The sequence below is a fragment of the Rickettsiella endosymbiont of Dermanyssus gallinae genome (genome assembly GCF_019285595.1).
In the GTDB taxonomy this organism is placed as follows: Bacteria; Pseudomonadota; Gammaproteobacteria; order Diplorickettsiales; family Diplorickettsiaceae; genus Rickettsiella_B.
In genome coordinates this window covers 1,471,957-1,496,794 of sequence record NZ_CP079094.1, presented here as the reverse complement: position 1 = coordinate 1,496,794, position 24,838 = coordinate 1,471,957, and the positions used below count along the sequence as shown (strand labels likewise).

Annotated in this window: 22 protein-coding genes, 1 tRNA gene and 2 pseudogenes; 13 read left to right on the top strand and 12 right to left on the bottom strand. The window is 41.5% G+C overall.

Annotated elements, in window-relative coordinates; genetic code table 11:
- Nucleotides 1–28 precede the first annotated feature (28 nt).
- Nucleotides 29–1,519, bottom strand: a pseudogene (locus tag KX723_RS09900) (DNA translocase FtsK); the annotation flags it as partial.
- 339 nt (nt 1,520–1,858) lie between these two features.
- Nucleotides 1,859–2,248, bottom strand: a pseudogene (locus KX723_RS09895) (DNA translocase FtsK 4TM domain-containing protein); the annotation flags it as partial.
- Nucleotides 2,249–2,623: 375 nt separating this feature from the next.
- Between KX723_RS09895 and trxB the strand changes: the two are divergent.
- From trxB to KX723_RS09775, 4 genes are all read left to right on the top strand, one after another.
- Nucleotides 2,624–3,580 (top strand): thioredoxin-disulfide reductase, encoded by a 957-nt coding sequence (trxB, locus tag KX723_RS07565; RefSeq protein WP_218813764.1) that lies wholly within the window; start codon nt 2,624–2,626, stop codon nt 3,578–3,580.
- A 90-nt stretch (nt 3,581–3,670) separates the two neighbouring features.
- Nucleotides 3,671–4,405 (top strand): MlaA family lipoprotein, encoded by a 735-nt coding sequence (locus KX723_RS07560; protein WP_218813763.1) that lies wholly within the window; start codon nt 3,671–3,673, stop codon nt 4,403–4,405.
- A gap of 78 nt (nt 4,406–4,483) precedes the next feature.
- Entirely contained in the window at nt 4,484–4,963 is a 480-nt protein-coding gene (locus KX723_RS07555; protein WP_218813762.1) for a Dps family protein, read from the top strand.
- Between the two features lie 246 nt (nt 4,964–5,209).
- Entirely contained in the window at nt 5,210–5,617 is a 408-nt protein-coding gene (locus KX723_RS09775; RefSeq protein ID WP_281421140.1) for an RNA recognition motif domain-containing protein, read from the top strand.
- A 31-nt stretch (nt 5,618–5,648) separates the two neighbouring features.
- On the opposite strand, the gene KX723_RS07545 is transcribed toward KX723_RS09775, so the two are convergent.
- Nucleotides 5,649–5,936: a ComF family protein gene (locus KX723_RS07545; RefSeq protein WP_218813761.1), complete on the bottom strand. Its 288-nt coding sequence runs from the start codon at nt 5,934–5,936 to the stop codon at nt 5,649–5,651.
- On the opposite strand from KX723_RS07545, the gene KX723_RS07540 reads away from it, so the two are divergent.
- Nucleotides 5,909–6,079, top strand: coding sequence for a hypothetical protein (locus KX723_RS07540; protein WP_218813323.1), 171 nt, complete (start codon nt 5,909–5,911; stop codon nt 6,077–6,079). The two genes, KX723_RS07545 and KX723_RS07540, sit on opposite strands and share 28 nt — an antisense overlap.
- An 11-nt stretch (nt 6,080–6,090) precedes the next feature.
- Here the strand turns inward: KX723_RS07540 and KX723_RS07535 are convergent, their stop codons facing one another.
- Nucleotides 6,091–6,351, bottom strand: coding sequence for a ComF family protein (locus tag KX723_RS07535; RefSeq protein WP_218813760.1), 261 nt, complete (start codon nt 6,349–6,351; stop codon nt 6,091–6,093).
- Between the two features lie 416 nt (nt 6,352–6,767).
- Here KX723_RS07535 and glmS point away from each other — a divergent pair, with 416 nt between their 5' ends.
- Complete coding sequence (gene glmS, locus KX723_RS07530) at nt 6,768–8,603, top strand: glutamine--fructose-6-phosphate transaminase (isomerizing) (RefSeq protein ID WP_218814984.1); 1,836 nt, start codon at nt 6,768–6,770, stop codon at nt 8,601–8,603.
- Nucleotides 8,604–8,644: 41 nt separating this feature from the next.
- On the opposite strand, the gene glmM is transcribed toward glmS, so the two are convergent.
- The 5 genes from glmM to KX723_RS07505 all read right to left on the bottom strand — a co-directional run bounded on the left by glmM (nt 8,645) and on the right by KX723_RS07505 (nt 15,435).
- Nucleotides 8,645–9,982 carry a phosphoglucosamine mutase gene (gene glmM / locus KX723_RS07525; RefSeq protein WP_218813759.1) on the bottom strand — a complete coding sequence of 446 codons (1,338 nt, stop codon included), beginning with the start codon at nt 9,980–9,982 and terminating at the stop codon, nt 8,645–8,647.
- 18 nt (nt 9,983–10,000) lie between these two features.
- Nucleotides 10,001–11,929, bottom strand: coding sequence for an ATP-dependent zinc metalloprotease FtsH (gene ftsH / locus KX723_RS07520; RefSeq protein WP_218813758.1), 1,929 nt, complete (start codon nt 11,927–11,929; stop codon nt 10,001–10,003).
- A gap of 187 nt (nt 11,930–12,116) precedes the next feature.
- Nucleotides 12,117–12,758: a 23S rRNA (uridine(2552)-2'-O)-methyltransferase RlmE gene (gene rlmE / locus KX723_RS07515; protein WP_218813757.1), complete on the bottom strand. Its 642-nt coding sequence runs from the start codon at nt 12,756–12,758 to the stop codon at nt 12,117–12,119.
- Nucleotides 12,748–14,040 carry an MFS transporter gene (locus KX723_RS07510; protein ID WP_218813756.1) on the bottom strand — a complete coding sequence of 431 codons (1,293 nt, stop codon included), beginning with the start codon at nt 14,038–14,040 and terminating at the stop codon, nt 12,748–12,750. The genes rlmE and KX723_RS07510 overlap by 11 nt, the downstream gene beginning before the upstream one ends.
- A gap of 57 nt (nt 14,041–14,097) precedes the next feature.
- Nucleotides 14,098–15,435 carry an MFS transporter gene (locus tag KX723_RS07505; RefSeq protein WP_218813755.1) on the bottom strand — a complete coding sequence of 446 codons (1,338 nt, stop codon included), beginning with the start codon at nt 15,433–15,435 and terminating at the stop codon, nt 14,098–14,100.
- A 338-nt stretch (nt 15,436–15,773) separates the two neighbouring features.
- On the opposite strand from KX723_RS07505, the gene KX723_RS07500 reads away from it, so the two are divergent.
- A tRNA-Leu gene (locus tag KX723_RS07500) sits at nt 15,774–15,859 on the top strand.
- A gap of 3 nt (nt 15,860–15,862) precedes the next feature.
- Here the strand turns inward: KX723_RS07500 and ispF are convergent.
- A complete protein-coding gene (gene ispF / locus KX723_RS07495; protein WP_218813754.1) occupies nt 15,863–16,363 on the bottom strand; it encodes a 2-C-methyl-D-erythritol 2,4-cyclodiphosphate synthase in 501 nt (166 codons plus the stop codon).
- A gap of 250 nt (nt 16,364–16,613) precedes the next feature.
- Here ispF and KX723_RS07490 point away from each other — a divergent pair, with 250 nt between their 5' ends.
- From KX723_RS07490 to KX723_RS07465, 6 genes are all read left to right on the top strand, one after another.
- Nucleotides 16,614–17,192, top strand: coding sequence for a YqgE/AlgH family protein (locus KX723_RS07490; RefSeq protein ID WP_218813753.1), 579 nt, complete (start codon nt 16,614–16,616; stop codon nt 17,190–17,192).
- On the top strand, nt 17,189–17,611 hold the full coding sequence (gene ruvX / locus KX723_RS07485; RefSeq protein ID WP_218813752.1) for a Holliday junction resolvase RuvX: 423 nt from the start codon (nt 17,189–17,191) through the stop codon (nt 17,609–17,611). The genes KX723_RS07490 and ruvX overlap by 4 nt, the downstream gene beginning before the upstream one ends.
- Complete coding sequence (gene murJ / locus KX723_RS07480) at nt 17,604–19,136, top strand: murein biosynthesis integral membrane protein MurJ (RefSeq protein WP_218813751.1); 1,533 nt, start codon at nt 17,604–17,606, stop codon at nt 19,134–19,136. The genes ruvX and murJ overlap by 8 nt, the downstream gene beginning before the upstream one ends.
- Entirely contained in the window at nt 19,133–20,080 is a 948-nt protein-coding gene (gene ribF / locus KX723_RS07475; protein WP_218813750.1) for a bifunctional riboflavin kinase/FAD synthetase, read from the top strand. The genes murJ and ribF overlap by 4 nt, the downstream gene beginning before the upstream one ends.
- Nucleotides 20,081–20,213: 133 nt before the next feature.
- Nucleotides 20,214–22,238, top strand: a complete 2,025-nt coding sequence (locus tag KX723_RS07470; protein WP_218813749.1) for an SGNH/GDSL hydrolase family protein — start codon at nt 20,214–20,216, stop codon at nt 22,236–22,238.
- Nucleotides 22,239–22,280: 42 nt separating this feature from the next.
- Nucleotides 22,281–23,024: a ferredoxin--NADP reductase gene (locus tag KX723_RS07465; RefSeq protein ID WP_218813748.1), complete on the top strand. Its 744-nt coding sequence runs from the start codon at nt 22,281–22,283 to the stop codon at nt 23,022–23,024.
- A 40-nt stretch (nt 23,025–23,064) separates the two neighbouring features.
- On the opposite strand, the gene ribH is transcribed toward KX723_RS07465, so the two are convergent.
- Both ribH and ribB read right to left on the bottom strand, forming a co-directional pair.
- A complete protein-coding gene (gene ribH / locus KX723_RS07460) occupies nt 23,065–23,568 on the bottom strand; it encodes a 6,7-dimethyl-8-ribityllumazine synthase (RefSeq protein ID WP_218813747.1) in 504 nt (167 codons plus the stop codon).
- Between the two features lie 20 nt (nt 23,569–23,588).
- Nucleotides 23,589–24,800, bottom strand: coding sequence for a 3,4-dihydroxy-2-butanone-4-phosphate synthase (gene ribB / locus KX723_RS07455; RefSeq protein WP_218813746.1), 1,212 nt, complete (start codon nt 24,798–24,800; stop codon nt 23,589–23,591).
- Between the last annotated feature and the right edge of the window lie 38 nt (nt 24,801–24,838).

The following is a 24,838-nucleotide window of genomic DNA, read 5'->3' as shown; positions in this document are numbered from 1 at the left end:
TATTTGCTACGTTGTTCCGCTTAAGTTTTTATTCATTAAGCCTATCAGGTACTAAAATCTCCCGGTTGCCATTATTCTCCATGGCGCTAACAAGTCCTGCTCTTTCCATATCTTCCATTAAACGAGCGGCGCGGTTATAACCAATTTTCAGTCGTCGTTGTACACTAGAAATAGAAGCGCGTCGTGTTTCTAATACGATTTGTACGGCTTGATCGTATAAAGCATCTTTTTCTCCCCCATGATTATCTGCAAACTCTGCGTAAGGATCAGATGCTTCAAGCGCCGCTTGTGTTAGATCCAACATGTATTCGGGCGTGCCAGATTGTTTCAGGGCGTTTACCACATCATGTACTTCCTGGTCAGCAACAAAAGCACCATGCACACGAATAGGCACACCAGTACCCGGCGCTAAATACAACATATCTCCGTGACCGAGTAATTGATCAGCGCCTTGTTGATCGAGAATAGTGCGTGAATCAATTTTAGAAGAAACTTGAAAAGCGATTCGAGTAGGAATATTTGCTTTGATTAATCCCGTAATGACATCAACAGAAGGTCTTTGTGTGGCTAAGATTAAATGGATACCCGCCGCTCGTGCTTTTTGCGCAATTCTAGCAATCAATTCTTCCACTTTCTTGCCTACAACCATCATCATATCGGCAAATTCGTCAATTAAGACAATAATATAAGGGAGTTGCATTAAGGGTTCAGCTTGTCCGCCTTGCTCCGGTGTCCAAAAGGGATCATGGATAGGACGGCCTTTAGCCTGTGCTTCTTGTATCTTTTGGTTAAAACCCGCTAAGTTTCGCACGCCAAGATTCGCCATGAGTTTATAACGGCGTTCCATTTCAGCGACACACCAACGTAAAGCATTGGCGGCTTCTTTCATATCGGTAACAACAGGCGCTAAAAGATGGGGAATGCCTTCATAGATAGCAAGTTCCAACATTTTAGGATCTATCATGATCAATCGGACTTCTTGCGGCATTGCTTTATATAAAATACTTAGTAGCATCGCATTTAGACCGACAGATTTTCCAGAGCCTGTCGTACCAGCGACTAATAAGTGTGGCATTTTTCCTAGATCAACAATAACGGGATGGCCAGCAATATCTTTTCCTAGCGCAAGTGAAAGAGGAGAGCGGGCTTGTTGGTAGGGGTTAGAGGTTAATATCTCACTTAAACGAACGATTTCTCTGTGTTTATTGGGGACTTCTAAACCTACCACGGATTTCCCAGGAATAACTTCCACGATTCTAACGCTGACAACGGATAAGGAGCGCGCAAGATCTTTGGCAAGACCTGTAATACGGCTTACTTTAATACCTGCAGCAAGTTCCATTTCAAAACGTGTGACAACAGGCCCTGGATGTACAGCAACCACGTGTACTTGTATGCCGAAATCTTTTAAGCGCAGCTCAACATCACGTGACAGGCGCTCTAATTCTTCACGTGAGTAACCTTCTTTACTAGAAGCCTCTGCTGGATCTAATAAGTTTAATGAAGGAAGCGCCGCGCTAGTGCTTACCTTTTTACTCGGAATGATCGTTACCGGAGGGGAATAGGGCTTAATAGGGATAGAAGGTGAGGAGCTAGGAAGATCAGCGTCTTGGAAAGGTGAGATTGTGATTGAATTTGAGTGGGGCGCTAACGGCTTATTATTGATATTTAGTTTTGGCTTCTGCATGCTATCAATAGGCGTTTTTTCTTTTTTGGCTAAACTTTTTTTTAGGTGGTTGAAAAGTCGTTTTATTGTTTCATAGCCTTGTGACAATAATGCAGTGGCTTGTTGGCTTAGTTTATGCAAGCTATTCAGCCAGGAAAAGCCTGTGGCAAGGGTTGTACTGGCCAATAATAAAGCCAATAAGAATACTGTACTACCAACTACATTGAATTGTGCAATAAAATTTTTTGTGACAATTGCGCCTAAGAGACCGCCGGGTGTATAGCCATGAACAGCGTGTGTACTATGAAGGCTAGCGAGTCCACAAGCAGCGATGAAAACAACAATAAATCCGAATAACCGTAATGTTAAAAATGAATAGCTTATATTGGTATTGAATCGTCCTTTAAAGCCTTGCCATCCGCTATACAGTAGCAATACCGGGAAAAGGTAAGCTAATGAACCGACGCCATTAAAAAATAAATGGGCCAATGTATCACCTAAGCGGCCCGCAATATTCATGGATGCTTTGTTATGAATACCGGGATGATACGTCCATAAAGCCAGCACTAAAAAAAGCGCCATGGCAATACTGGCAATTAATAGTCCTTCACGCAAGCGTTGCATGAGAGTGAGATGCGAAGCTTCTTCAGCTTTGGTTCGTCGTTTCAAGGGTGCTCCTTAATAATACATACCTGCAGAAGGTGCACAAGATGCGCTAGCCTGGCAAGAGGTGATGGATACTATTTATAGTAAGGTATTGTTATACTTTGCTTAGATATTTTGATTATATACTCTTAGCACTTGAATTTTTGGCTGCGTTCCCACTAGTCTCGCAATCCTTATGTACGTTGTAGAAACGAAGGTTGCGTTGTTCTCGTGGCACCTTGTCAAAAATCCCATTGCTGTGATTATAACAATATTTTTATTATCTTGGGTTTTGCCCTAAAGTGAATAGGTATGAATAAAGTTCAAAAACATCGTTTAATTATTTTAGGTTCTGGGCCTGCGGGCTATACAGCTGCTATTTATGCGGCGCGTGCTAATTTAAATCCCCTTGTTATTACAGGTATGCAACAAGGCGGACAGTTAATGACCACTACGGATGTTGATAATTGGCCGGGCGATGTAGAAGGTCTGCAAGGGCCAGCACTCATGGAGCGTATGTTAAAGCATGCTGAGCGGTTTGAAAGCCAAATGGTGTTTGATCAAATTAATGCGGTTGATCTTTCCAAAAAGCCTTTTACCTTAAAAGGGGATCAAGCCACTTATCAGTGCGATGCTTTGATCGTTGCTACGGGTGCTTCAGCTAGATATTTAGGTTTAGATTCAGAAACAGAGTTTATGGGCAAAGGTGTTTCAGCTTGCGCTACCTGCGATGGTTTTTTTTACAAAGGTCAAAAAGTAGCGGTTGTTGGTGGCGGTAATACAGCGGTTGAAGAAGCACTCTATATGGCAAATATTGCAGACCATGTGATGCTCATCCATAGAAGAGATACGTTTCGTTCTGAAAAGATTTTAATTGATAAATTGATGGCTAAAGTAAAAGCGGGAAAGATCACCTTAGTTTTAGACAGTGTCGTAGAAACTATTTTGGGTGATGAGCAAGGTGTTAATGGCGTAAAGATAAAAAATGTCAAAACACAGGACTTAAGCGAATTAGCCGTACATGGTGTTTTTATTGCGATTGGGCACACACCGAATACGGGTTTATTCCAAGATCAATTAAAAATGGAAAATGGTTATATTCTTGTTAAAGGAGGTAGCCAAGGGGCTGCAACGCTAACAAACATACCAGGTGTTTTTGCTGCAGGTGATGTGGCGGATTCTGTTTACCGCCAAGCGGTGACTTCTGCAGGTACAGGCTGTATGGCCGCATTGGATGCAGAAAAATATTTAGATGAGTGCGTTAATTAAAATTATAAATAGACTCATAGCAATGGAATTTTCAGCAACGCTGCCGAAAATTCAAGTGTGAAGAGTATGCGAAAGAGGCGAGTGCAGGTTATGGCTAACAAACGGTTAGGATTATGCTTACTATTATTAGTCGCTTTGCCGGCGTTTGCAGAAGATGCAGGTAACGATCCGTATGAAAACTACAATCGCCATGCTTTCAAATTGAATCAGACGCTAGACACTATTTTTTTAAAGCCGGTTGCTACGGTATATAAAACTGTTTTGCCGTGGCCGGTAACGAAGGGAATTAGTAACTTTTTTAATAATTTAGGACAAGTTCCTGCTATTATTAATGACTTATTACAAGCTGATTTTTATACGGCAACGGCAGATACGTGGCGATTAGTGATTAATACAACTGTAGGCATAGGTGGGCTTGTTGATGTAGCGAGCCACATGAATTTGCCTGCTCATTCCCAGGATTTTGGTTTGACCCTGGCAAAATGGGGTTACCGATCATCTGCTTATTTTGTGGTGCCGATTTTAGGCCCGAGTACCGTGCGCGATGCGGTTTCATGGCCCATAAATTACGGCGTTTTTTCTGTCTACCCTTATATTAAGGATACGTCGTGGCGTAATGGATTAGCGGCCGGAGGCTTTATTAATACGAGGGCGCAACTGTTAGATTTTGACCAAACCATTAAGCAAGTATCGTTTGATCCTTATATTTTTCAACGTAATGCGTATTTACAGCGAAGAAATTATTTGATTAGGCAGAATAGTAATTTAGCTAATGCTGCTGATGACAAGGACGACGATGATGATGACGATGGTGATATTGAATAGACATTTAATACGAATTCAACGCTAAAGGTTTAGTTTTGGATTCGTAGTTTAGACTTTAAATGATTAGGAGGTTCTAATATGAAAGAAACGCTCAATATCGGACTTACTGAGACAAAAAGGAAAAAAACCGCCGATGGGCTAATCAAATTATTGGCTAATAATTATGTGTTGTATTTAAAAACACATAACTTTCATTGGAACGTAGTAGGGCCTATGTTTCAACCATTACATAGCTTATTTGAAGCGCAATACATAGACCTTTGGAATGCTGCCGATAAAATCGCTGAACGTATACGTGCACTCGATTTTTTTGTACCCGCAAGTTATGAGGATTTTGCCAAATTAAGTAAGATTAAAGAATCCGTTGGGGCGCGATCCGTAAAGGCCAAGTTAATGATCAGTCAGCTGGTGGGTGACCACGAAATTATTGTTCGCCTTGCACGCGAATTATTACCCCAGATAGAAGAAACAGAAGACCAAGTGACCGTCGATTTGCTTTCCGAACGTATGGAAGTCCATGAGAAGAATGCTTGGATGCTACGCAGCTTTTTGGAGTAGAAAGTCGGGCTAAATGAGACCTTGCCTAGAGGGGCTTTTAGGCCCTCCCCAGCTTGCCAGGCGGGGCGACGAAAAGCCTTTTTGCTCCAATAGGAGTCGTTCAAGTTTTATCATCCGCTATATACCCTAGCGGGCGCTATTGTGTTAGGATGAGGACGTTTAGTTTATCTATGCCACGAGCTAGTTAGAAACGTGTGAACGATGCTAGCTTATAGGTGGCCTTTTTTAGCCTTTTGGAGGTTTTGCGTGAATAAAAGATTGTATGTAGGTGGTTTAAGCTATAGCGTCGATGACGATAGCTTAAGAGCGCTTTTTGAACCACACGGTGAAGTAAAGTTTGTTAAGGTCATTCGGGACTTCCATAGCGGACGTAGTAAAGGCTTTGGTTTTGTTGAGATGAATACGCCGGAAGAGGCAAAAAGTGCCATTGATGCTTTAAATGGCAGCGTGCATGAAGGACGTTCAATTACTGTTTCAGAAGCAAACCCACCTGATTCCAGTGGCGGCGGCAATCGTGGCGGCGGCGCTCGCGCAGGCGGCGGCGGCGGCGGTTCAGGCGGCGGCTACCAACGACGTCGTTCAGGCGGCGGTATGGGTGGTTCAGGCGGCGGAAATGGCGGCGGTCATCGTCACCGGGAACGCGAAGAGTATTAAAGTAGTACTTTAATCTAGAGCTAGAGTAGGTTTAAAAACTGTCTAAATAAGTGCGTGCACAACACCATACATCTATTCTTTTTACACCTGCATCATATAAAATGCGACTTAGCTCGGTGAGCGTGTGACCTGTGGTCATCACATCATCGAGCAACGCAATATGTTGGTTTAATAGGTTTTTGTGTATTTGTAGTGCAAACGCATTTTTTACGTTAGTACGGCGTTGGTTAGCAGGTAATTCACTTTGTGCCAGCGTATTACGTACGCGCAGACAGCTTTTATAATCGATCGATGAGACAGGAAAGCATTGTGAAAGCAATGCGAAGTCGAAGAGCCCGCGATAGGCGTGCGTTGACGGGCGAAGCAGGAAACGCATCACGCCGTAAAGTCATTTGTGGGAGGCACGGGCATGAACTCCGAAGGAGTGAGTGCGTGCCGGACGCAGGACGTATCGCGGCCTAATTTCAGTCGCGTCATGCGAACGAATTTCGGGGACACGATGGCCGAAATTCTTCGGGAGCATAGCGACTCACTTGAGAAATATTTAATTTTTTATTGATGGATCTCGCAATTTCCATGACTTGATTAAACCCCCTTTGACGAAGACGTTTTTTGTGTAAGGGAACAGGGATAATTAAGTGTGGAAAGTGCTCTTTTTGATAGCTTAAACGGATCTGTTCGGCTAGTAAATTTCCTAAAATTGTTGCATAGAGTAAGCGTTGTTGGAATTTCAATCCAGTGATGAGGTTTCTTATTGCCCCCGTGTAGGAGAAGGGAATGCAGGTTTTATAAAAAGGGAAAGGCTTCTTTAAACAGGCTCCACAAGTAGTGTTTGTTTCAATGCTCAATGGAGCGGCGCAGTGAATACAAACATGGCTAAGCCAGGGTAAATCTTTTTCACAATCAATACATAAATCAATGGCTTGTTTTGTTTCTTAACTACATAAAATGCAAGTGAAGGGAAGAATCCTATAGATTAGTTCTTTTTTTGTTATCCTTATCCAAGTATTTATATCCATCTTTAGAGTGTAACTGAAGTCTCATTGCTTAAAAACTAGCTTGAAATCTAAGATTAACTCATAATATTGATGGGTGTAGCATTTATGCAATGCCTAAAGAGCAACATTCAATTTCAATAAAGAGGTTTACTATGTGTGGGATCGTAGCAGCTACAGCACAACGGAATGTGGTACCTATCCTTATCGAGGGTTTAAAACGGCTCGAATATCGAGGCTATGATTCAGCTGGTATTGCACTACTTGATTCCCATCAGCAACTACAGCGCCGTCGTACTGTAGGTAAAGTAGAGAGCTTAGAAAAAGCAATAACACCGGAAGCCTTATCAGGAAAGATCGGTATTGCGCATACACGTTGGGCTACCCATGGTAAGCCTAGCAAAGCGAATGCACACCCTCATATGTCAGGCTCCGATATTGCATTGGTTCATAATGGCATTATTGAAAACTATTTATCCTTACGTCAGGATTTAAAAAAAGCGGGCTATCAGTTTGAATCAGAAACAGATACTGAGATTATTGCCCATTTATTGGATCAACAGCTTAAAAAAACTAAGGATTTTTTATCCGCTGTTCTGCAAACAATACAGCGATTAGAAGGCGCTTTTGCGCTGGTTTTTCTCTATAGACAAGTACCCGACAGCTTGATTGCTGTGCGTAAAGGGAGTCCTTTAGTCGTTGGTCTAGGGAAGGGTGAAAATTTTATTGCTTCTGATCATTTAGCCTTACTACCTGTTACACAGCAATTTATTTATTTACAGGAAGGGGATATCGCACAGATTTCTTCTGATAAGCTGACATTTTATGACAGTAAAGGTCAAATGGTGCAGCGCTCGCCTTATCAATCAAGTTTACAGCATGATGTGACAGATAAAGGTAAATATAGCCATTTCATGGAAAAGGAGATTTTTGAACAGCCTGAAGCGGTCAGTGCTGCGTTAGAAGGGCGAATTTCTCAAAGTCAGGTTTTAGATGGAATGTGTGGTTTTCAGGCAGTTGATAAACTTAGCAGTATTCGTCGAGTACAAATAGTAGCTTGCGGTACCAGTTATCATGCAGGTTTGATTGCAAGGTATTGGCTAGAAAGTTGGGTAGGACTTCCCTGCCAAGTTGAGATTGCAAGCGAGTTTCGTTATCACCCGACCTTAGTTGAGCCAGATACTTTATTTATTACCTTGTCACAATCAGGAGAAACGGCGGATACCTTGGAAGCATTGCGACAAGCAAAAACTAAAAACTATGCGGCAACATTAACGATTTGTAATGCGCCTGAAAGTGCGATGGTACATGAATCTGATTTTGTACTATTGACACGAGCAGGACCCGAAATTGGAGTTGCTTCTACAAAGGCTTTTACGACACAACTGACTGTTTTGCTTTTACTAACAGCACTGTTGGGGCGGCACCATGGTTGGGATAAAAAGCGAGAACAAGAATGGGTTTCACAATTACGTACATTACCCAAGCTTCTAGAAGAGACTTTAACCTTAGAGGCACCCATTAAACAACTGGCTAAACTATTTATAAATAAACCACACACCTTATTTATTGCGCGCGGTGTTTATTTCCCCGTTGCTTTAGAGGGTGCACTTAAGCTAAAAGAACTCTCTTATATCCATGCAGAGGCTTATCCAGCAGGCGAACTGAAACATGGGCCGCTTGCTTTAGTAGACAGCGATATGCCAGTTATCGCATTGTTACCGTCCAATGCTTTAATTGATAAATTAAAATCGACTATTCAAGAAGTACGTGCGCGGGGCGGAGAAGTTATTTTATTTGTGCAAGATCCTTTAGAAAAAGAAAAAGCGGAGGGTTGTGAAACGATTGTATTACCAAAGACAAAGGGTGATGTCATTGGTCCGTTAATTTTTACTATCCCATTACAGCTATTAGCTTATCACGTGGCTGTTCTAAAAGGGACCGACGTCGATCAACCGCGTAATCTTGCAAAGTCAGTTACTGTGGAATAACAGGCGTTTCTAATTTTTATCATTCAAAACAATATGAAATATCATGCTGTTTTAACGATTTCAGCTAATTGTTCCGCAATGCCTTGGACTTGTTGAGCATCTTCGCCTTCTACCATGATACGAACAACTGGTTCTGTGCCTGATGGACGTAAAAGAACACGTCCTCGAGTGGATAACTTATTCTCTGCTTCTGCGACGGCTTTTTTTACCGTAGCAGATTCAGCAGTTAATAAGGGTTTTTTTACTGGGATGTTGATTAATTTTTGCGGAAATTTTTGCATGCCTTTTTTAGCGGCGTGAAGTGATTGTTTTGCTGCTTGAAGTGCTACTAATATTTGCAAAGCAATAATAATGCCATCACCTGTTTTTATCAGGTTTCGAGAGATAATATGACCCGATGCTTCTCCACCCAACTGCCAACCCGTTGCTTGTAAATGTTCATTAACATAACGGTCACCCACGGGCGCACGAACAAAAGCGAGACCTAATTTTTGTAACGCTTGTTCTAAACCTAGGTTACTCATCGCTGTGCCTACAATACCGCCTTGAACCGTATTGCTGTGAACGCCATGCTGAGCAAGTAGAAAGAGTAGTTCATCGCCATCCACTATTTCGCCACAATGGTCTACCATTAATACCCGATCGCCATCGCCATCAAATGCAATGCCTATATCTGCTTTTTTTTCTAAGACAGTTTTTTGTAACATACCTAGGTGAGTAGAACCACAATCCATATTAATATTCAATCCGTTTGGGGTTACACCTAAAACGGTTATATCAGCACCTAACTCAGAAAATAAGGCTGGCGCGATATGATAGGTAGCACCATTCGCGCAATCCAACACAATCTTGAACGAATTGAATCTAGTATTTTTTGGTAAGGTTGATTTACAAAAGTTAACGTAGCGGGATTTTGCATCTTCTATGCGATGTGCTCTACCTAATTTGGCCGGTTCAACGGTAGTGAGAGGGTTGTCGAGTTGTGCTTCAATAGCACATTCAATGCTATCGGGTAATTTAGTTCCCGCATACGAAAAAAATTTAATACCATTATCATCATAAGGATTATGTGAGGCACTGATAACAATACCTGCTTGAGCGCCTAAGTCAGCGGTTAAGTAGGCAATGGCAGGTGTTGGCATAGGCCCTAAAAGATATATATCGGCGCCAGCGGCAGATAAACCCGCTTCTAAAGCGGATTCAAACATGTAGCCGGAAATACGCGTATCTTTGCCAATGAGGATTTTATTATCTCCATTTGCTAAGACTCGACCAATTGCCCAGCCAAGTTTTAAGACAAATTCCGGAGTAATAGGATAATCACCCACTTTGCCACGTATTCCGTCGGTTCCAAAGTACTTCCGGGCTGGACTTGTCATAGAGAGTTAAACCATTAACTAACTTATAGCGCCATCAACAGCGTCTGGTCCCGACGCTATTTTTGTATCCGTTTCAGAAGTTTTTGATCTAACTACTTTTTTTGCTTTATTCCCGTTATCACTCCAACCTTGTGGTTCACGAGGCGGCTTTCCTTCCATAATGTCATCGATTTGAACAGAATCAATCGTTTCATATTTGATGAGCGCTTCCGCCATCATATGTAATTTGTTCTCGTTTTCTTGTAAAATTGCTTTAGCTAACTTGTAATTGCGATCGATGATGGTTCGGCTTTCTTCATCAATTAAATGTGCTGTGTCATCCGAGAATTTATTGTTTTTAGTAATTTGATGACCTAAAAAGACTTCGTCATTATCTTGGTGATAAGTCAATGGACCAAGACGTTCAGAAAGACCCCATTTCGTAATCATGTTGCGTGCAATCTCAGTCGCACGTTGAATATCGTTTGAGGCGCCGGTAGTTACTTGCTCGGGGCCAAAAATTAACGCTTCAGCGATTCGGCCACCAAATAAGCTAGCGATTTGGCTTTCTAAGCGTTGCTTGGTATAGCTATATCGATCCTCTTCAGGAAGAAACATGGTAACACCGAGGGCTTTACCACGAGGAATAATAGTGACTTTGTAGACAGGGTCATGCTCAGGGACTAATCGACCTACAATGGCATGGCCAGCCTCATGATAGGCGGTGAGCTCTTTTTCTTTTTCATTCATCACCATGGAACGTCTTTCGGCGCCCATCATTACTTTATCTTTAGCCTTTTCTAAATCGATCATATCGACCGTCGCTTTATTTTCACGTGCAGCAAATAAAGCGGCTTCATTGACCAAGTTAGCTAAATCGGCTCCTGAGAATCCTGGTGTTCCTCGGGCGATAATATCGGGGTTCACATCCTGTCCATAAGGGACTTTTTTCAGGTGAACTTTAAGGATTTGTTCTCGGCCACGGATATCGGGAAGTCCAACAATAACTTGCCGGTCGAAACGACCTGGTCTTAATAAGGCAGGGTCTAAAACGTCTGGACGATTAGTGGCTGCCATGACGATAACACCTTCATTTCCTTCAAACCCATCCATTTCTACCAGAAGTTGGTTAAGTGTTTGTTCACGCTCATCATGCCCACCGCCTAGACCAGCGCCTCGATGACGACCTACCGCATCGATTTCATCGATGAAGATGATGCAAGGCGCTTGTTTCTTAGCTTGCTCAAACATATCGCGTACACGGGATGCACCGACCCCCACAAACATTTCAACAAAGTCTGAGCCTGAAATGGTGAAGAAAGGCACTTTTGCTTCGCCCGCGACAGCGCGCGCTAACAAGGTTTTACCGGTTCCCGGAGGACCCATCAATAAAACCCCACGAGGTATCTTTCCGCCTAATTTTTGAAATTTAGCGGGATCTTTTAGAAACTCAACCAGCTCACTGACTTCTTCTTTGGCTTCTTCAGCGCCTGCTACATCGGCAAAGGTGACTTTGACTTGATCTTCACCCAGCAATCGAGCGCGGCTTCGGCCAAACGACATAGCCCCTTTTCCGCCTGCGCCACCCATCTGGCGCATAAAAAATATCCAGACACCAATCAATAACAGCATTGGGAACCAGTTAATAAAAATGCGCATCAAAAAGCTTTCTTGTTGCGGTGGTTCGCCTTTTACGTTGACGCCTTTTTTGATCAGCTCAGGTAGTAAATATTGGTCAGTAATAGGCATATAGCTGGTGAATGCTTTGTCACTCAGTAGTTGACCTTTAATGACCTGATTGCTTTGGATAGTGACGGATTGTACATTTCCCTGCTGAACGTTGTGTAGAAATTCAGAATAGGTCAAACGCTCTCCGGCATTATGACGCGGCTCTAGATTGTTAAAGACAGAGATGAGGATGACAGCAATGATCAACCAAAGAAATAGATTTTTTAGCATGTCGTTCAAGCTACACTACCTCGTAATTCTAAACAAAGAGGGCATTATATACCGCTCGTACTTCAAGATGCGAATTTTTTACAAAAACAGATGATAAAATTACTTGGAATTTTGCCGTTTTTAGGACTCTCATTTATTATAATGCTCTTAAATAAGTATAGAGAAGGGTGCAATAGGCTTATGTTACAGCAATCTCTCAGGAGTTTAGTCCATTATTTTGTAAATGGTAACCGGTAGCGACTAAATAAACTTCCGCTGATGCGCCTCTAGAAGAGGCTGGCTTACGAATAGAAACGGTTTTAAATAGCTGCCGCAACAATCGTAAATAAGCTTCAAAGCCTTCACCTTGAAAGGTTTTAATAATAAACCCACCTTTTGGCTTTAATACGCGTTGGGCAAAATCCAGCGCCAATTCAGCAAGGCACATCGCCCGGGGTTGATCAACAGTTCGCATACCACTTAAATTGGGGGCCATATCTGAAATAACAAGATCCACCGGTATAGGTTGCAGGTGATCTAGCAGTTGTTGTAGAACGGCTTCGTCACGAAAATCACCCTGTATGAAGTCCACTTCGGGTAAAGGTGGCATGGGTAAAATATCGAGTGCATAGACTTTGCCTTTTTCACCTACTAACTTAGCGGCTACTTGAGACCATCCCCCAGGTGCTGCGCCCAGATCGACGATCACCATGCCTGGTTTAATCAGTTTATTTTTTTCTTGTATTTCTAATAGCTTGTAGGCTGATCTTGAACGTAGACCTTCCTGATGCGCGCGTTTTACGTAAGGGTCACTAAAGTGTTGTTTAAGCCAACGCTGGCTACTTTTACTACGGGCCATCGTTGTGTTGCGGTTGACAATGGGTTTCTAGTATCAAGAATTTCCCAATTAAAAAAGCAAAGAAATAACAAAGCGGTAACACTATAAATGCTTTACGGTAATCTGCAGCATCATAAAAAGGTATGCCATTGTGCGTCGCGCCGTTCCAATAGAGATGTAGAAATAAGCCAATGACTGGCTGGAATAGCGCACCGCCGGCGACAGTTGCCATATTGTTTATGCCAATGGCTGTGCCAGCCACATTCGCATGATTATTATCTTTGACGACCCCAAAAGCGAGTGATTGCCCAGAGGCGGCTAGACCAAATAAAAATAAACAAAAATAAAGCCAAAATGAAGGAAGATGGGGAATGTAGATAACCGGTATTAGACCAATAATACCAAGACATGCCGCAAATTTTAAAGGCATACCTCGCAAACCTACTTTATCTGACCACCAACCTAGAATGGGACAACCAATCCCAATCGCAAGCCAGATCATGGTACAAGCGGTTGAGGCGGCCTGTGTACTAATACCATAGGCAGCAACAAGAAAAGGAACTCCCCATAAAGCAGCAAAAGCAGTAATAGGCGCCCATACCATAAAAGAATAAAGTGCAATAAACCAGGTTTGATTATTGCGGCCCACTTGCCTTAAGCTTTGTATAAAGGTTTTGTCTGAAGTTGATTGAAATTTCTTACCTTTAGATACGACCTCTGGACTATCGCGCACTATAAGCCAAATAAGGGCAGCTAATACCATCCCTATCATAGATAAGGTGATGATGGTATGCCGCCATCCCCAATGACCTACCGCAATGGCTAAAGGTGTTTCACCAACAATGGCGCCTATACAACTCATTAATTCGACTAATCCGGTTAGAAAAGCAAAGTAACGAGCAGGGAACCAACGAGAAACAAGTACTAAGGTACCTATAAATGAGAAAGCTGAACCCATGCCCATCATAAAGCGACCTGCCGAAGCAATAGCAATACTATGGGTTGTTCCAAAAATTAAAGCACCGACTGCACAGGTAAACGTTGCGGCTGTTATTAAACGTCGTGGCCCAAAACGATCGAATAAAAAACCTGCGGGCAGTTGCATGGGTGTGTAAGCATAATAGTAAAAGGCAGCCATCGTGCCCAAACCGACAGCATTGAGCCCTAAATCGTGAATGAGCTCTCGAGTCATTACGCCGGGTGAAATTTGCAGTATGAACTCATACATGTAGAACGAAGACGCAAGGATACAGATAATAGCTGCAAGCAAGGTAGGTTTTTGTGTGGCTAAAGGTTTTGTCATTAAATTATTATTTTTCTTAAGCCTAGTATTTTAAATACTAGGCTTTTAAAGGGATGTTTAGAGTGTAGCAGCGGTTTCATTAGGAAACTGTTGTTTGCAATGGGTTTCTCGAAGTAAAAAGCGACTGACAATCAGTGCTAAAATATAACACAAAGGTAAAATAATAAGTGCTTTTTGGTAATCAGCTGCGCCATAGAATGGTCTGCCGTCCTGCATAGCACCACCCCAATTATAATATAATAAAATACCTATAAGCGGTTGGAATAACGCGCCACCCGCTACGACCGCCATATTATTTAAACCAATGGCTGTCCCCACAACGGAGGGAGGGTTATTATCTTTGACAACACCAAACGATAACGCTTGACCGGACGCCCCCAAACCGAAAATAAATAAAGTAATGTATAGCCAGGTGATGGGTAGATGAGGGCCATAAATAACGATACTAAGGCTAATAATCCCAAGTAATGCAGAGAGGCTGAGCGGGATAGAACGAGATTTTATTTTATCTGAAACCCAACCGAATAAAGGACTGCCTATTCCTATGCCTAGCCAAATCATAGCACTTGCTTTTGAGGCTGCTTCTGTCGTAATGCCATAGTTTGCAACAAGAAAAGGAATGCCCCATAGCGCAGCAAATGCAGTAATAGGTGCCCATATAGCAAAAGAATACAGTGCAATGAACCAGGTTTGCCGATTATTACAAACTTGTTTCAAGCGTTTCAATTCATTTGTTTTAGGCGAACGTTGAAACTTTTGACGTTGTGAAACGGTTTCAGGGCTATCACGAACAATTGTCCAAATAAGTAATGCTAAAAAAGCACCGATAAGCGATAAAGTCATAATGGTTGAACGCCATCCCCAATGATTAATCGCAGAGGCTAAAGGAACTTGACCTGCAATAGCACCTACTGAACTCATTAACTGCACAAGTCCTGTCAGTAAGGCGAAATAATGTGGGGGAAACCAACGGGAAACAAGAAGCAAAGCGCCAATAAATGAAAACGCAGAACCAATTCCCATAAAAAACCGGCCTATTGATGCTGTGAAAACACTATGTGTTGAGCCGAATAATAAAGCGCCGATGGCGCAGATTAAAACTGCAAGTGTGATCAAGCGTCTAGGTCCAAAACGATCATAGAGTAACCCGGCAGGTAATTGCATTGGGGTATAGGAATAGTAGTAGAATGCAGCCATGGTGCCTAAACTAGCGGCATTCAGATTTAAGTCACGCATCAATTCGTTTGTCATCACTGCCGGAGAAACTTGTAAGATAAATTCATACATGTAAAACATGGCGGCGAGGGTGCAAATAATGGAGGCGAGAAGAAGTTGCTTTTTCCTTGTTAAAGTATAGGGAACACTGTCTGTTAAAACTGCGTCATTGTTGTACATTGTTTACCCCTTAGATCATGTTTCCCCATGACCTTATTGTTGATAGCTTTCTTGAAAAGATCAAGTTAGCGTTATAACAGATGATTTTATATTATTTCAGATTGAGTCCACAGAAAACAATAAGGGATTAAGATTTTGATTGCAAGTTTAGAAATGGATTAGCTTATTAATTTATCTAATCAATTTTTGTTTTAATTTTAGACAAATCCCAGCTGCATTTTTTACCCAAGTCGCGTGATTGGCTTTTAATTGAGCAGTTGTTCGCTTCTCCATTAATTAAAGAAATCGAGTCTAGATCTGTGATTTAGCATAGGCTTTGGTTATACTGTGCGCCCCTTGCCGGGATGGCGGAATGGTAGACGCGCCGGATTCAAAATCCGGTGATGGTGACATCGTGTGGGTTCGAGTCCCACTCTCGGTACCAATATTAGTTGTTGGCTTGTTTCTGTATAAGTACGATAGCCGTAGCGGCTATCCCTTCCTTGCGTCCAATAAAGCCCAGCTTTTCTGTGGTGGTAGCTTTAATATTGACTTGATTGAGGGCAATTGACATATCGTCGGCTAGATTGGCTCTTATTGCTTCTCGGTATTGACTGAGTTTGGGGGCTTCTGCCAAAACGGTGATATCGACATTAGCGATAGAAAAATTTCTTTCTTGCAACATCCTGACAGACTCTTTTAAAAAAATCCGGCTGCTACAGCCTTTCCAGCGACTCTCCGTATCGGGGAAATGTTGGCCTATATCACCTAAGGCACAGGCGCCTAATAAGGCGTCGACTAAAGCATGAATGACCACATCACCATCAGAATGGGCGCGCAGACCCACGTGGTAGGGGATAGTGACTCCGCCTAAGGTGATGTGATCACCACTTGCAAAGGCATGAACATCAACACCATAACCTATGCGTAAGTTGCTATCGTTAGTCATTTTTAAAGTTTCGCATTTTAAATATACATGCTAAGTACAAACTGTACTGCTTTAAACAGCATGTATGCAAGTTTTATACGGTTTGTACTTGAACATTTGATTAACGTCTATTAAAAATGTTATCCAATTGCAGGATGGGTCTAAGCAAGCATTGGATCGCCACCATACATGCACGGGTATAGCCTTAGACTAGGTTTGATAAGGAGTCTAATGCTATGATTACTAACCGGATTTTAAGCTAGAGGCTTTAATGATAGAGACGAGTCATTCTTTAACAAACCATTTTTTGGTGGCAATGCCGATTTTAACGGATCCTTACTTTAATCGATCCGTAGTATATATCTGCGAACATAATGAAAAAGGTGCTGTTGGAATTATCGTTAATCAGCCATTACAGTCTTTTAGGGTTAATCTTTCAGAAATATTGCAGGCAATTGTAGGAAGTAAATCGGAATCACCTTCAACAGCTGATTTTCCCATACTCTGTGGGGGACCTATTCATCCCGAACGTGGCTTTGTGATTCATGTGCCGGGTGGTGAGTGGCAATCTAGCCTTAAGATGAATAGCGAAATCTGTGTAACGACGTCTAAAGATATTTTACAAGCCATTGCAAAACAACAAGGGCCCGAGAAATTTATTTTTTCTTTAGGTTATGCAAATTGGGTAGCGGGACAAATAGAACAGGAAATTATTAATAATTTCTGGCTAACAGTACCAGCAGATCCAGCTATTTTATTTGATGTTCCTTTTAATAAGCGTTGGCTAAAAGCGATCAATAGTTTAGGCATAGAGATTGATAAATTGGTTTATAGCGGTGGTCATGCGTGATTAAAACCGTTTTGGGCTTTGATTTTGGCACCAAATATATCGGTGTAGCAGTAGGCTATACATCACCCTTAATGGCACAGCCATTAACAAGTTTAATTGCACAAAAAGGGGAGCCGCCTTGGAAAGAAATTGATACCTTAATAAAAACATGGTCCCCTGATGCGCTCATTGTAGGAATGCCTTTGAACATGGACGGATCAGAACAGCCTATGACACAATCGGCACGTTTTTTTTCAGAAAACTTAAAACAACGAACCCAGTTGCCCGTTTTTACCGTAGACGAACGGTTGACGACGGTTGAAGCGCGCGCGCGTTTATTTTCATCAGGCGGATATAAAGCCCTGCAAAAAAAGGCGATTGATAGTATTTCGGCCCAATTAATTGTAGAAATGTGGTTAGAAAGCACGCATTATGAGTAAAGCGCTCTTTAAATCAACATCCGTTGTTGCCTCGATGACTTTACTATCGCGGATTCTAGGTTTTGTTCGGGATATTATTGCGGCGAGAACGTTTGGTGCAACCGCGGCGGTGGATGCTTTTTATATTGCATTTAAAATCCCTAACTTTATGCGAGGTTTATTTGCAGAAGGTTCTTTCTCAACGGCTTTTATTCCCACTTTAGCAGAGTATAAGCAAACAAAAACTCAAAAAGAGGTTGAGACTTTTATTGCTCATATTACTGGTGTATTAGGTTTCATTTTATTGGTGGTTAGTATTGCCGGTATTTTAGGTAGCAAAGGGTTAGTAACGCTTTTTGCACCGGGTTTAGATCCTTATCGATTTCAATTAGCCAGTGAGATGTTAAGAGTAACATTTCCCTATTTAATGTTAATTTCTCTTACGGCATTAGTTGGCGCTATTTTAAATTGTTATGGTTTATTTTGGGTGCCTGCTTTTACGCCAGCTTTATTAAATGTTTGTTTGATTGCCACGGCATTTGGCATAACACATTATTTTAAAGTGCCGGTAGAGGCACAGGCATGGGGTGTGCTGCTAGCAGGGTTTTTGCAGCTTGGCTTTCAGTTACCTTTTTTAAAACAACTTAATTTATTGCGTAGACCGCTTTTCAACTGGCGTGATCCAGGTGTGCAAAAAGTTTTAAAGTTGATGTTGCCCGCTTTGTTTGGCTCGTCTATTGGACAGATTAGTTTATTGCTCAATACCATTTTTGCCTCCTTTTTAGTGGCCGGTAGTGTCACTTGGCTTTATTATTCAGATAGATTAGCTTATTTTCCTTTAGGCGTTTTTGGCGTCGCTTTGCTTACTGTTATTTTGCCGCACCTTTCTCGCCAACATGCTGCAAAAACACCGGGAGCTTTTTCTAGTACATTGAACTGGGGGCTGAGGTGCAATTTACTGATTGGTATCCCTGCTTCACTGACGATGCTGATTTTATCAGGTCCCTTGATTATTAGTTTATTCCATTACGGAAAGTTTACTGACCATGATGTATTCATGACGCAGCGCAGTGTGATAGCTTATTCCGTTGGGCTGCAAGCATTTATGCTGATAAAAGTACTGGCAGCTGCTTTTTATGCGCAACAAAATATTCGTACGCCGGTACGTATAGGGATTACTGCGCTAGTCGTGAATATGTTGTTAAACATTCTTTTGATTATGCCGCTTAAACATGCTGGGTTAGCGTTAGCCAGTTCCTTATCCGCTTGGTTAAATGCAGGATTATTGCTGCAGGGGCTTAGAACGCGCGGTATGTTTCAATGGCAATCGGGTTGGCTGATGTTTATATTACGCTTGGTATTTGCTAATAGCGCGTTAGCTTTATTTCTTTATTGGGCTGCAGCCGCGTTGCCTGTATGGTTAAGTTGGAATTGGCAGCAACGGTTTTTACATATTTTATTTCTCGGTGTGATTTCTATTATTATTTATATCAGTTGTTTATGGATAAGCGGCTTGCGTTTTCGTGACTTAAAAGCAAAGCCATGACCGAGTTGATTTTTGGATTACATAATTTAAAAGCAAAACATCGAGATTGTGTTTTAACGATTGGAAACTTTGATGGCCTGCATCAAGGACATCAAGTTGTTATTCAAGCATTACAGCAGCAAGCAAAACAATTGCATTTGCCTAGCTGCGTGATGTTATTCGAACCTCACCCACAAGAATTTTTTTTGGCAGACAAAGCGCCGGCACGGTTGATGCGTTTGCGCGAAAAAATAAAAATGCTTAAAGATTTATCCGTCGATAGGATAGTTTGTTTGCGCTTTAATAAACATTTAGCGGCTATGCCAGCGGAAATTTTTGTTAAAGAAGTTTTAGTCGATAAATTAGGTGTTCATTCTTTAATAGTAGGTGATGATTTTAGATTTGGAAAAGGACGTCAAGGTGATTTTGCAAGTTTAGAAAAATTAGGCCAACAGTATAATTTTGCGGTCCATGCAACGCCGACGGTATTGTTTGAGGGTGAACGTATAGGAAGCTCGCGTGTGCGCAATGCTTTAAAAGAAGGTGATTTTTCCTTAGCGAAGCAGTTGCTAACACGACCATTTTCCTTAAGTGGTCGCGTTATTCACGGTGATCAACGCGGTCGTTTATTAGGGTTTCCCACGGCAAATATTGCCTTGCACCGTTTCGTTCCGCCTGTAACCGGTGTTTTTATGGTGCGTGTATACGGTTTAGGAGAAAATCCTTTAAATGCAGTGGCTAATTGTGGAAGACGGCCTACCGTCGATGGCGTGAAAGATTTATTAGAAGTCCATTTATTGGACTTTAATAAGGATATTTATGGCGCTTGTTTGCAAATAGAGTTTTTAAAAAAAATTCGAGATGAGAAAAAGTTTTCTTCCCTAGATGAGTTAAAAAAGCAGATTGCTGCCGATATTACTGCTGCTAAAAAGCATTTTACTGAAGCTGGCTTAATGAGCAGATAGCTAACCTGCAGCAGAGTCGCTATTTTTTCGAATAGGAGTTAAATGCCTATTTTTACCCTGCTGGCTAATAAAGCCTTAATATTCTTGCTGTTTAATAACGTTAAAAGGTAATTGAAATAAACAGTAAAATATTATGGCTGGCGTTTTTCGTGATTTAGCTGCAAAAGCTTCTGTTCCACTTTTTCCTCAGAGACGGGGAGTAAGCACTTATGCGGCTGCGGCTCCTCTTCACCCAGAAAAAACCGAAGTAAATGGGACTATCAATATCATTGGTGATAGTTTAAGTGATGAGGGTAAAAAAAGGGGCAAATATAAACAAAAAATATTTGGGTTGATACCTTATCGTTGGTTTTTACATCGATCGCCTGAGGATCAGTTTACCAACGGCCATGTCTGGACCTATCCTCTTCAAATAAGAATACAGCATCAGCTACAAAAATTATCAAAGAGGGTTCCATTTTATAAGAGTCATAGTCGTTCGATGGGCGAAAATTTGGCTGGGAAAAATATGGCTGAGGGCGGATCAACTGCTTATAATTATGGCTGGTTTCTTAATTTTTTCAGATATATTAAAGGGTTTATATTAAGCTTTTTTCTCAATAATATAGAAAAACAGAGTCATGATTTAAAGAAGGAAGATAAAGGTATTAAGCCCGATGACTTAAATCTTATTTTTGCAGGTGCGAATGATTTTGTAACCGTAGGCTATTGTAATGAAGGTGGGGTTTCTCGAGCTATAAAAGGTATTCAAACCGCAATAGACTTATTAACAACAACCCAAAAAAAAGCGGGTAGTTCAAATTATTCAAAAAATGTTGTGTTGTTTACACTGCCAGATTTTAGTAAGACACCCCGATTTCAGGGGGAGACAGCAAAGAAGAGAGCGCAAGCACAAAACATGTGTTTTAAATTCAATGAAGAATTAAAAGATTTAGCACGAAGTTATCGATATATTGATTTTAGGTTGTGTGCCATCTATCAGGTTGAAAATAAGAAAGACATTAACTTTTTATCTGAAATCAACCGACAAGGAATAATCATGGTTGGGAAGGGAAGCCATAGAGCTGTCTATTTTGTAGAAAAGGGCGGGTTTATATTGCAACCCTCAAAAGATAAACCTGTGGTAGTTAAGGTGAAGCTGTCGAAAGAGCAAAAAAGAGTGTTGGGCTTAGAGCGAGGAAAAGTTGAAAGAAATGCAGGTAATACGATGTTCCTGGATGAGTTGGGTTGTCAGCTAGCGAGTCATGCAAAATTAGATACTGATGTGGAAGTATTTGATGCGGCGTCTGTTTTTAATGAAGTAAATGAAAATCCTGAAATGTATGGATTTACTAGCGGATGTGCTATTTATTATCGGTTTAATAAATGTGAATCGCACATAAAAGGTAATGCGATCGTTTTAACTAAAACTGAAAAGGGTAAAATTGAAGCTTTATTTTTTCAGCAGGGAGAATTAGTAAAAAATGACGATGGAAAAGCCAGGAGCATAGTCTTAGACCTACCTGTAGAAGTTCGAAAACAATTAGACTTGAGTGTGGGGAATCAAGCAACGGGTATGCTTGAATTGGTAGGCGACGAACAAAAGCATACATCATGGCACACTCAAATCATTCAAGCGGCAGTCAAGGGATATCAAAACGGTTTTAATAAAAAGATAAAACTAACGAATATCTACACATCGATTTTATTACAGATGAAGAAATGTTTGCCTAATCAAGACCGGGTATTTTGGGACGATTTACATCCAACTATCTTAATACATTCGATGTTAGAGACAGTTTTTAGCATATATTTTGACAATCATTATAAGCTGCACTCGCCGCGGCAGTGGTTGGATGATATGGCAATTACTCAAAAAAATGAAGATACTGCGAAATTACTCTTTAAGTGCCACGAAGATCCTGAGATTCTTACATCAGGGCGCAATAACAAAAAAGTGCAGCGAGCTACATTCAGACAGTCAAAAATGGTAGCAGGCAGCGACTTAGTAAAGAAAAATGGCGGTGGGAGCTCGGCCCGGTTGTTGTCAGCAGATAAAGGGTTTTATCGTGCTTCATGCTTAATGCCCTACGTCTCTCGAGATACCTTTTTCAAAGCGACCTCCAATACGGAAGAGAAAGTAAGCGATGGACCTAAAAAGGTGCACTTTAGTTGCTAATCCTTTGACGAAATGATGTTAGCTGATTAGACTACGCGGTCTATGACTAAAAAAGAATTTACACTTACTTTGCAGGATAGCCGGCAGATAGCGCCTGCCGTTAAACACTTCACCTTTCATCGCGAGGATGGTGAGGCGTGTAGCTTTATTCCAGGCCAGTTTATTACCTTACATATTCCTACGCCCGAAAAAATATTGCGTCGTAGTTATAGCATCGCTAATAGTACGCATGAGGCGAGTGATAAAATAGAGTTTGCTGCATCCTATGTTCCTGAAGGAACAGCAAGCGACCTCTTATTCACGATGCAAGTGGGTGATAAGGTAACGGCAACCGGTCCTTTCGGTCGTTTGGTCTTGAGAGATGATCAGCCTGGCCGTTATATTTTTGTAGCGACGGGGACGGGTATTACGCCCTATCGAACCATGTTATCTGAACTTGCAGACCGTTTTAAACAACGCCCTGGGTTTAAAGTTGTTTTATTATTTGGTGTGCGTAAGCCTGAGGATTTGTTATATCGTGATGAATTTACCGCATTTGCACAAAAAAATTCTTGGTTTGAATTTCGTGCCTACTACAGCCGTATTAAACTAGAACAACGTTTACCTTATGAATACGAAGGCCGTGTGCTTAATGCTTTTAATGAGATTGAGCCGAACCCTAAGCAGGACATCGTTTATTTATGCGGCAATCCGAATATGGTAGACGAAGTATTTTCTCTTTTAATCAATACCCATAGTTTCCCTTCGGAAATAATCCGACGCGAAAAATATATTTCATCTAATTAAACTACGCTGCCATAAAAATACTTTTCTAAAGCGAGTATTTTTAGGCAGTGGTTTCTTCAGCAGCAATTTCTTCAATTTGATCTAGTAGAGATACCATCTCCATGGCTGCATCGACCGCTTCAGCCCCTTTATTAATACGTGCCAAGGCTTGTTCTTCATCGTCGGTGGTTAATACGCCAAATATCACAGGGATATTTTCTTCTAATGCTACTTTTTGGCAGGCATAACTGACTTGTTGACAGACATAGTCATAATGATTGGTTTCACCGCGAATGACAGCACCTAAACAAATGATTGCCAGGTAGTTGGCGTCGGAAAGCGCAAATTGTTGTGCGGCAAGACCGAGCTCTATAGCACCCGGTACTCTAACCACAGTGATATGTTCTTCGGGAAAATTAAGCATTTGTAAGCGAGCTAATGCGCTTTCTAGTAACGCTTCTGTAATTTCTTCATTAAAGCGGCTGACGACAATGGCTAGTTTAAATGCTTGTTCAGGATGAGAAAAATGAAAAGGTTTTGCAGTGATTTCTTGTATTTTTTTCATAAGTAATTGTCCTTTTTATATTATAGATTAAGAAGATGGCCTAATTTGCTTTGTTTCGTTTTTAAGTAGGCCTGATTTGTTTTGTTGGGTTTAGCAATTAATGGAATACGTTCTGTTACGGTGATCCCTTGTTGTTCTAAATCAGTTATTTTTCGTGGATTGTTAGTGAGCACTTTTACGGTAAGTTGTTTAAGCTGGCGAAGAATTTGTGCGCCTATCCAATAATCACGTTCATCACTACCAAAACCTAATTTCTGGTTAGCTTCCACGGTATCAAAGCCTTGGTCTTGTAACGCGTAGGCTTTAAGTTTATTGAGTAAACCAATGCCGCGTCCTTCTTGACGAAGGTACAATAATGTTCCGCCTTGTTGGCTGATCTGACGCAATGATTCATGTAACTGCCAACCACAATCGCAACGCGCAGAACCAAAAATATCACCGGTAAAACATTCGGAATGGATACGTACCAGGGTGGATGGATCAGTTTGGTGAGGGTTGTCTTTTATGATGGCTAAATGGTGATGTTGGTCAAGACAACTTTCAAATAATTTGATGGTTAAATCACCATAGTCTTCAGTGGGTAACCCAATAGAAGCAATTTCTTTGACTAGGGACTCTGTTTGTAATCGATAGTCTATCAATTCGCGGATTGATAAGAGGGTGAGTTGATGCTGTTCTGCAAATTTTTGCAAATCAGGGAAACGGGCCATACTGCCATCAGCATTCATGATTTCACAAATAACCGCTGCGGGTGTTAAGCCGGCTAAACGCATCAGATCAGTACCACCTTCAGTTTGTCCCATACGCTCTAAAACGCCGCCTTTGCGTGCACGTAAAGGAAAAATATGGCCGGGCATGACGATATTTTTCGCGGTACTTTGAGGGTCGACCGCTACTTTAATGGTATGTGCTCTATCGGCCGCTGAGATGCCTGTTGTAACACCTTCAGCGGCTTCTATAGAAGCGGTAAAGGCGGTATTGAAAGGGTTTGTTGAGTGTTCCACCATCATAGGGAGTTGTAAGCGCTGAATATCCGCGTCCTGCAAGGCGAGGCAAATTAAGCCCCGTGCATGTTGGGCCATAAAATTAATTGCTTCAGGTGTCACCTGGTCAGCCGCAAGGATTAAATCGCCTTCATTTTCGCGATTCTCATGGTCAAACAGGATAACCATCTTGCCTTGGCGTAAATCGTCTAAAGCACGATGGATAGTGGAAAAAGAGGTAGTATTCATAGCAGCGCTTATTTTATTAGTTATCGAGTGTCTTGAGG

Excerpts from the sequence above, each read along its gene's own strand:
- trxB (WP_218813764.1), top strand. The coding sequence starts at position 2,624 with ATGAATAAAGTTCAAAAACATCGTTTAATTATTTTAGGTTCTGGGCCT.
- KX723_RS07560 (WP_218813763.1), top strand. The coding sequence starts at position 3,671 with ATGGCTAACAAACGGTTAGGATTATGCTTACTATTATTAGTCGCTTTG.
- KX723_RS07555 (WP_218813762.1), top strand. The coding sequence starts at position 4,484 with ATGAAAGAAACGCTCAATATCGGACTTACTGAGACAAAAAGGAAAAAA.
- KX723_RS07540 (WP_218813323.1), top strand. The coding sequence starts at position 5,909 with ATGAGACAGGAAAGCATTGTGAAAGCAATGCGAAGTCGAAGAGCCCGC.
- glmS (WP_218814984.1), top strand. The coding sequence starts at position 6,768 with ATGTGTGGGATCGTAGCAGCTACAGCACAACGGAATGTGGTACCTATC.
- glmM (WP_218813759.1), bottom strand. The coding sequence starts at position 9,982 with ATGACAAGTCCAGCCCGGAAGTACTTTGGAACCGACGGAATACGTGGC.
- rlmE (WP_218813757.1), bottom strand. The coding sequence starts at position 12,758 with ATGGCCCGTAGTAAAAGTAGCCAGCGTTGGCTTAAACAACACTTTAGT.
- KX723_RS07510 (WP_218813756.1), bottom strand. The coding sequence starts at position 14,040 with ATGACAAAACCTTTAGCCACACAAAAACCTACCTTGCTTGCAGCTATT.
- KX723_RS07505 (WP_218813755.1), bottom strand. The coding sequence starts at position 15,435 with ATGTACAACAATGACGCAGTTTTAACAGACAGTGTTCCCTATACTTTA.
- ispF (WP_218813754.1), bottom strand. The coding sequence starts at position 16,363 with ATGACTAACGATAGCAACTTACGCATAGGTTATGGTGTTGATGTTCAT.
- KX723_RS07490 (WP_218813753.1), top strand. The coding sequence starts at position 16,614 with ATGATAGAGACGAGTCATTCTTTAACAAACCATTTTTTGGTGGCAATG.
- murJ (WP_218813751.1), top strand. The coding sequence starts at position 17,604 with ATGAGTAAAGCGCTCTTTAAATCAACATCCGTTGTTGCCTCGATGACT.
- ribF (WP_218813750.1), top strand. The coding sequence starts at position 19,133 with ATGACCGAGTTGATTTTTGGATTACATAATTTAAAAGCAAAACATCGA.
- KX723_RS07470 (WP_218813749.1), top strand. The coding sequence starts at position 20,214 with ATGGCTGGCGTTTTTCGTGATTTAGCTGCAAAAGCTTCTGTTCCACTT.
- KX723_RS07465 (WP_218813748.1), top strand. The coding sequence starts at position 22,281 with ATGACTAAAAAAGAATTTACACTTACTTTGCAGGATAGCCGGCAGATA.
- ribH (WP_218813747.1), bottom strand. The coding sequence starts at position 23,568 with ATGAAAAAAATACAAGAAATCACTGCAAAACCTTTTCATTTTTCTCAT.
- ribB (WP_218813746.1), bottom strand. The coding sequence starts at position 24,800 with ATGAATACTACCTCTTTTTCCACTATCCATCGTGCTTTAGACGATTTA.